Origin of the sequence: Rhodococcus sp. OK611 (assembly GCF_003050885.1) — a bacterium.
Lineage (GTDB): Bacteria > Actinomycetota > Actinomycetes > Mycobacteriales > Mycobacteriaceae > Rhodococcus_G > Rhodococcus_G oryzae.
Genome location: NZ_QAOZ01000032.1, coordinates 1 through 5,856, shown reverse-complemented (window position 1 = coordinate 5,856; position 5,856 = coordinate 1). Strand labels below are relative to the sequence as shown.

8 protein-coding genes and 1 pseudogene are annotated in these 5,856 nt (G+C 69.7%); 8 read left to right on the top strand and 1 reads right to left on the bottom strand.

Annotated features, from left to right (window positions below):
- The 3 genes and pseudogenes from C8K38_RS26675 to C8K38_RS26665 form a co-directional block, all read left to right on the top strand.
- Positions 1 to 651 (top strand): annotated as a pseudogene (locus C8K38_RS26675) (Fe-S oxidoreductase); the annotation flags it as partial.
- A gap of 101 nt (positions 652 to 752) precedes the next feature.
- A complete protein-coding gene (locus C8K38_RS26670; RefSeq protein ID WP_245221121.1) occupies positions 753 to 965 on the top strand; it encodes a hypothetical protein in 213 nt (70 codons plus the stop codon).
- Positions 966 to 968: 3 nt separating this feature from the next.
- Positions 969 to 1,454, top strand: coding sequence for a Clp protease N-terminal domain-containing protein (locus C8K38_RS26665; RefSeq protein ID WP_097214437.1), 486 nt, complete (start codon positions 969 to 971; stop codon positions 1,452 to 1,454).
- Positions 1,455 to 1,464: 10 nt separating this feature from the next.
- On the opposite strand, the gene C8K38_RS26660 is transcribed toward C8K38_RS26665, so the two are convergent.
- Positions 1,465 to 2,367 (bottom strand): LysR family transcriptional regulator, encoded by a 903-nt coding sequence (locus C8K38_RS26660; RefSeq protein WP_097214436.1) that lies wholly within the window; start codon positions 2,365 to 2,367, stop codon positions 1,465 to 1,467.
- 79 nt (positions 2,368 to 2,446) lie between these two features.
- Between C8K38_RS26660 and C8K38_RS26655 the strand changes: the two genes are divergently transcribed.
- The 5 genes from C8K38_RS26655 (at position 2,447) to C8K38_RS26635 (ending at position 5,718) form a co-directional block, all read left to right on the top strand.
- Positions 2,447 to 3,685: an MFS transporter gene (locus C8K38_RS26655; protein ID WP_245221120.1), complete on the top strand. Its 1,239-nt coding sequence runs from the start codon at positions 2,447 to 2,449 to the stop codon at positions 3,683 to 3,685.
- 61 nt (positions 3,686 to 3,746) lie between these two features.
- Entirely contained in the window at positions 3,747 to 4,385 is a 639-nt protein-coding gene (locus tag C8K38_RS26650) for an NAD(P)-dependent oxidoreductase (protein WP_097214435.1), read from the top strand.
- Positions 4,386 to 4,417: 32 nt separating this feature from the next.
- A complete protein-coding gene (locus tag C8K38_RS26645; RefSeq protein ID WP_209928245.1) occupies positions 4,418 to 4,879 on the top strand; it encodes a MarR family transcriptional regulator in 462 nt (153 codons plus the stop codon).
- Between the two features lie 29 nt (positions 4,880 to 4,908).
- Positions 4,909 to 5,310, top strand: a complete 402-nt coding sequence (locus C8K38_RS26640; RefSeq protein ID WP_097214434.1) for an SgcJ/EcaC family oxidoreductase — start codon at positions 4,909 to 4,911, stop codon at positions 5,308 to 5,310.
- Between the two features lie 39 nt (positions 5,311 to 5,349).
- A complete protein-coding gene (locus C8K38_RS26635; RefSeq protein WP_097214433.1) occupies positions 5,350 to 5,718 on the top strand; it encodes an antibiotic biosynthesis monooxygenase family protein in 369 nt (122 codons plus the stop codon).
- Positions 5,719 to 5,856: the final 138 nt, after the last annotated feature.

Below are 5,856 nucleotides of genomic sequence, written 5' to 3'. Positions count from 1 at the left end.
GACGGCGTCACCGCACGCCAGGAATCGGGCCAGGGCGAAGGCGTCGAGGTCGTCGACGTCGCGCAGATGATGCTCGAATCCATCACCCGCCTCGAACCCGCGACACTGACCGCGAACATCAAGGTCGAACCCCGAGAGAAGGCACCGGCACCCGCCGCCGAGACCGCCCCGGTCGCCGAAGCCGCACCGGCCGCTCCGGTCGCTCCGGTCGCCGAGGCTGCTGCTGCTGCTCCCGCCGCCGCGAAGCCCGCGGTCAAGGGTCTGGGCATGAAGGGCCTGGCCAAGGCCCCGGGCGCGAAGGCACCGGGCGCCAAGGGCCTCCAGGTGAAGGGCGTAGCCAAGGTCCCCGGGGCCAAGGCTGCCGCACCGGCATCGGCAGACGAGGCCCACGCCGCTGAGGCACCCGCTACCGCGGCGACCCCGACCGCCAAGCCCGGCGGACTCGCCATGAAGAGCGGCGCCAAGGTACCCGGTGGCAAGGGCCTGCAGATGAAGGGCGGAGCGATGGCGCCAGGCGCGAAGAAGGCCGCCGCTCACGCCCCCGCTGTCGAGGCTCCCCACCCTGAGGCACCTGCCGCGGCCGAGCCGCCGCAGGCCAAACCCGGCGGACTCCAGATGAAGCGCGGGATCAAGACACCCGGGCGGAGGTAAGGGCACTTTCACCGGCTCGGTTCGAATCTGCCGACCTACGGCTTCCGCCCGCCCATCAACAAAGGTTGACAGCTCATGCCCATCAACCTAAGTTGATGGGCATGAGTGAGAGCCCAGACCAGGCGTTCGCGTCCGTGGTCGCCCTGCGGCGACGGGCCGATCAGCTCGAGATCGAAGCCGTCGAACAGGCGCTCGATGCCGGCTGGACCTGGGCCCAGATCGGGCTGGCGCTCGGCATTTCCGGCCAGGCCGCGCACAAGCGACTGGGCCCCCCACGCGCTCGGCGACTCAACCGCCACGCAGACAAGGAGTAGTCGATGAGGATCGCTCGCGCGCTACGTGACATGCGCACCATGAAGCAGCTGTTCGCGGAGACCGAGGCCGAGGCCGACCGTCTGGGCGATCAGAACCCGGGAGCCGAGCACCTGCTCCTCGCGGCCCTGTCCCTGCCCGACGGTTCCGCGCAGCGCATCTTCGACAGGGAAGGCGTGTCGAGAGACGCACTCCGCGACGCGATCGCTCGCGTGCACGAAGAGGCCCTCACCGCAGCAGGTTTGAGCGAACCCGGTCGCTCCGGCGCGCAGGCGCTCGAGCGGCCAAGGACCGGAGCGCTGCGACTGACCGAACCCGCGCAGGCCGCATTCAGGAGCGCGACCGCGCTGGCCAAGTCCGAGCGCAGGCCGATCTCGGGCGCCGACGTGGTCGCCGGAGTCGCGGAACTCGAGCACGGCACCGCCGCAAGAACATTGGAGCTGCTGGGCATCAGCCGATCCCGCCTGATCGAGGCGGCTCGGGCGCGCTGAGCGCGGGTCGCTACCGACGCCCCGGCGACGACAGGAGCTGGTCGTCGGCGACCCCCAGCCCGGACAGGTAGGCCGCGGCCGCCGGCGTGGGCCGCCGCGGGCTCCACACCAGGTGCTCGACCCGGGTCGGGGGATCGCGCAGCTCGACGGCACACAGGTCGGGGAACCCCGACACGATGGACGCCGGCAGCAACCCGATGCACAGGCCCTGCCGGATCAGCCGAGCGAAGAAGTCCACGGCCATCACCTCGAAGGCGACACGACGCTGGACACCGACCGCCGCGAACGCCTGATCGGACTGCGCTCGACCGGCGGAGCCCGCCGGAAAATCGACGAACACCTGGTCGGCCAGCCCCTGCAGGTCCAGACCCCTCGCCTCGGCGAGGGGGTGTCCCGGCGCCATCAACGCGACCAGTTCTCCACGCGCCAGTTCGACGCCACGGACGCCCGTCGGCTGCACGCCTGGCGGCAGGCCGAGGAAGGCGACATCCAGTGTGCCCTGGCGGATCTGGTCGATGTGATCGCCGCTCGCCCCCATTCGGAGACTGATCTGCACCTGCGGGTGACGTGCCGTGAAATCCCGTAGCGACGCGGCGAGGTCGACCGCCCCGACAGTCGGGATGGCACCGATCGCGAGCCGGCCCCGGATCTCGCCCGCGACGGCGGTGACCTCGGCCCGTGCCCGTTCCGCGGCCTCCACACTCTGCCGGGCCTCGGGGAGGAACGCCTCCCCGGCGGGCGTGAGCTCGACCCGGCGACTGGTCCGGTCGAACAGCTTTGCGCCCAGTTCTCGTTCCAGGCGCGCGATCTGGTGGCTCAGCGCGGACTGGACAACCAGGCAGCGTTCGGCAGCTCGGGTGAAGTTCTTCTCCTCCGCGACGGCGAGGACGTACCGCATCTGCTGAAGCTCCATCCATCTATCTTGAATCACGATCGTTGCGGTGACAAACATGTGTTGGACTCATTGATCTTTCTTGGCCAGGCTTTCGGTCATGACAAACCTGATGGCGCGAACGACACCGCGTGCCGCCGCTCCCGAGGCCGCGGGCGGCCTGAGCCGAGGACTGCTGCTCCTCATGTCGGTCTCGACCGGACTCGTGGCGGCGGGCAACTACTTCGCACAACCACTCCTGGACGTGATCCGCCAGGACCTCCAGCTCAGCACGTCGACAGCGGCGATGGTCGTCACCGCCGCGCAGGCCGGCTACGCCCTGGGGCTGATCCTGTTGCTGCCGCTCGGAGATCTCCTGGAGCGGCGCCGCCTCGCGGTGGCGATGTTCGGGGCCACCGCGGTGTTCCTCCTGATGTCGGCCGCCGCCCCCAACGGTGCGGTCCTGCTGGCTGGCACCGCACTCGCCGCCATCACCTCGGTGGCTGCGCAGGTACTGGTGACCTTCGCGGTGGCGCTCGCCGATCCGGAACATCGCGGCCGGGTGGTGGGCACCGTGATGAGCGGCCTCCTGCTCGGCGGACTGCTCGCGCGGACCGTCTCGGGAATGCTGTCGGAGTTCGGCGGCTGGCGCACGGTCTACTGGGTCAACGCGGTGCTGCTGACCGTGGTCGCGGTGTTGCTGTGGCGCGTCCTGCCCCGCCTGCACACCCCCGCCGGGATGTCCTACCCCTCGCTGCTGCGCTCGACCGTCGTCCTGTTCCGAACCGAACCCGTGCTGCGTTGGCGGGCGATCATCGCCGCGCTCTCGCTCGCCTCGTTCAACGTGTTCTGGACATCCGTCACGTTCCTACTGGTCGGGGACCACTACTCGTGGTCGGAGGCGGTGATCGGCCTCTTCGGTCTGGTCGGCGTCGCGGGGACGATCGCCACCCCTGTGGCCGGCAGGCTCGCCGACCGCGGCTACGTGCAGTGGGTGTCCGGTATCGGTACCGCACTGCTGGCGATGTCCTGGCTGGCGATCGCCGCGGGGGCGACATCGCTGGTGTGGCTGTTGGCAGGCGCGATCGCCCTGACGGTGGCGCAGCAGTCGGTGCTCAACAGCAATCAGAACGTCATCTACGCCCTGGCCCCCGAGATCCGCAACCGGCTGAACTCCGCATTCATGACGGCCTTCTTCGTCGGTGGCGCCGCAGGTTCGGCACTGACCGCCGTCGCCTGGGTGCGCGGCGGATGGGCGGGCGTGAGTGCCCTCGGGGGTGCACTCGCTCTCGCCACCTTCCTGGTCTGGGTCGCCGAGCGTGTGAGCACCACCAGGCGCAGCCCCGCCCTCCCGGCCTGACCACGGACCGCACGGACCACCCGACATTCATCGACAACCAACTGACAGGAACGAAACAACCATGCGCATCACAGTTTTCGGCGCGGCGGGACAGGTGGGCAGCAGGGCGGTGGCCGAGGCCCTCGACCGCGGCCACGAGGTGACGGCCGTGCTCCGGAGCCCCGCGCGAGCACACGAGGTGCCGGCGGGAGCAGAGGTCCGCATCGGCGACGCAGCCAGCATCGAGGACATCATCGACCTGAGCGTCGGCCAGGACCTCGTGATCAGTGCGACGCGGCCGACACCGGGCAATGAGGACGAGCTGGTCTCGACCACAAGGGCATTGCTCGCAGGGCTGGCCCGGACCCGGGTGCGGCTGCTGGTCGTCGGCGGCGCCGCGACCCTGACCGTGCCCGGCACGGCCGGGGTGACCGTGATGGACGAACCGGACTTCCCCGCCGAGTTGCGGGGCATCGCGCGGGCGTGTGCCGACCAGCTCGAGGTGTGCCGTGCCGACGCGTCGGCGCAGTGGACGTACCTCAGCCCGCCCGCACTGCTCGAGCCGGGAACGCGAACCGGACTGTTCCGGCTTGGCACGGACGACCTGCTGGTCGATGCCGACGGCGCCTCCGTGCTCTCCATGGAGGACCTGGCGGTGGCGCTGCTCGACGAGGCGGAACGGCCACGGCATCACCGGGTCCGGTTCACCGCCGCCTACTGATCCGCGCAACGCAAACCCGAGAGGACAACGACATGACGATGATCGGCTACCCCGACGACGTGATCGCCGCCCAACCGATGGGCTACTGGACCGACCTGGCGGCCCGCGCGGTCATCGGAGCCCTGCGCGGACAGCTCGCGGTCGAACAGCTCACCCAGCCGCACTGGTGGACCCTCAATCACGTGAGCGGGTCCCCCGGCACCTGGACCCGCACGACGCTGGCCGAGCGTCTCGACGAATTCGCCGACGAGGGAACAGATTTCGGCGCTGTCCTCGACGATCTGGCCGGCAGGGGCTGGCTGCGCGTCGACGAGGGCGCCGGCACCCTGACCCTGACCGACGACGGCGAGGCCGGGCGGCGGCGCGCCCACGAGCGGAATGCTCAGGCACACAGGCAGATGCGCGAGGGGGTGCCGACCGCCGACTACGTCGCGACCGTCAACGTCCTGCGGCGCATGGTCGCCAACCTGGACGGCCGCACGGATCTGCCCTGACCACCACGACCCCCACCTGGAGCACCGACATGAGCACCGATTCACCCGCACTGACCGCCATCCGCCGCCTCGTCGCCGACGCCGTGGAGTTCCAGAACAACGTGGACCGATTCATCCCGCTGCACACCCCCGAGGTGACCATCGTCAACTTCGGCGGACGCCGGGTCTCGGGCCGGGACGCGCTGACCGAGGCGATGCGGCAGGCGCTGGCGACACCGCTCGCGGACGTGACCACCACCGTCGACATCGAGGACATCCGATTCCTCCGCGACGACGTGGCGATCGTGGCCTGCGTCAAACGGGTCTTCGACGGAAGGGATTCCGCCGCAACGGCCCTGCCCGCGACCACGGGGCAACTCACTTACGTGATGGTCGAGGACGGCGACCGCTGGCGGATCGCCTCCGCGCAGACCACGCCGACCACGACCTGAACCGCCGCACCCATCACGTCTCGACAAGGGAGAACCACCATGAGCACCGACACCGGCTTCTACTCGATCATCGACTACACCGTCGACGGTCCCCGGACCCGGACAGAGCTCGTCGACGCCTTCGCCGAGATGCAGAACCGTTGGGTCAGTTTCTATCCCGGATACCGATCCGCGCGATTCCACGTGAGCACCGACGGATCCCGGGTGTACAACATCGTGCACTGGGCCAGCGAGGCCGACTACCGCAACTTCGTCGAGACCTCCGATACCGAGGGACGGATGTCGGCGATCGGCGCGGCACTCAAGGCGATCGCAGGCAAGGCCGAGCCCCGCATGAGCGGGATCCCCACCTACACCGTCGTGCGGGAGGTCGGCCCCAGGACTCGGGAGCCCGAGGATGCAGCGTGATCACCGCACTCGGCGCCCCGCGCTCTGTGCCCGATGGATTCGCTTTAGGCGGCGAAGGTGAGTTGGTTGCGCCGGTTGTGTGCCGGCATGGGTTGTCGTCGGGGGTCGATCCAGGTGGGTGGGGTGAACCAGGGGTGG

Bases quoted from the DNA above. Each gene is read 5' to 3' on its own strand.
- C8K38_RS26670 (WP_245221121.1), top strand. From the start codon at position 753: ATGAGTGAGAGCCCAGACCAGGCGTTCGCGTCCGTGGTCGCCCTGCGG.
- C8K38_RS26665 (WP_097214437.1), top strand. From the start codon at position 969: ATGAGGATCGCTCGCGCGCTACGTGACATGCGCACCATGAAGCAGCTG.
- C8K38_RS26660 (WP_097214436.1), bottom strand. From the start codon at position 2,367: ATGGAGCTTCAGCAGATGCGGTACGTCCTCGCCGTCGCGGAGGAGAAG.
- C8K38_RS26655 (WP_245221120.1), top strand. From the start codon at position 2,447: ATGACAAACCTGATGGCGCGAACGACACCGCGTGCCGCCGCTCCCGAG.
- C8K38_RS26650 (WP_097214435.1), top strand. From the start codon at position 3,747: ATGCGCATCACAGTTTTCGGCGCGGCGGGACAGGTGGGCAGCAGGGCG.
- C8K38_RS26645 (WP_209928245.1), top strand. From the start codon at position 4,418: ATGACGATGATCGGCTACCCCGACGACGTGATCGCCGCCCAACCGATG.
- C8K38_RS26640 (WP_097214434.1), top strand. From the start codon at position 4,909: ATGAGCACCGATTCACCCGCACTGACCGCCATCCGCCGCCTCGTCGCC.
- C8K38_RS26635 (WP_097214433.1), top strand. From the start codon at position 5,350: ATGAGCACCGACACCGGCTTCTACTCGATCATCGACTACACCGTCGAC.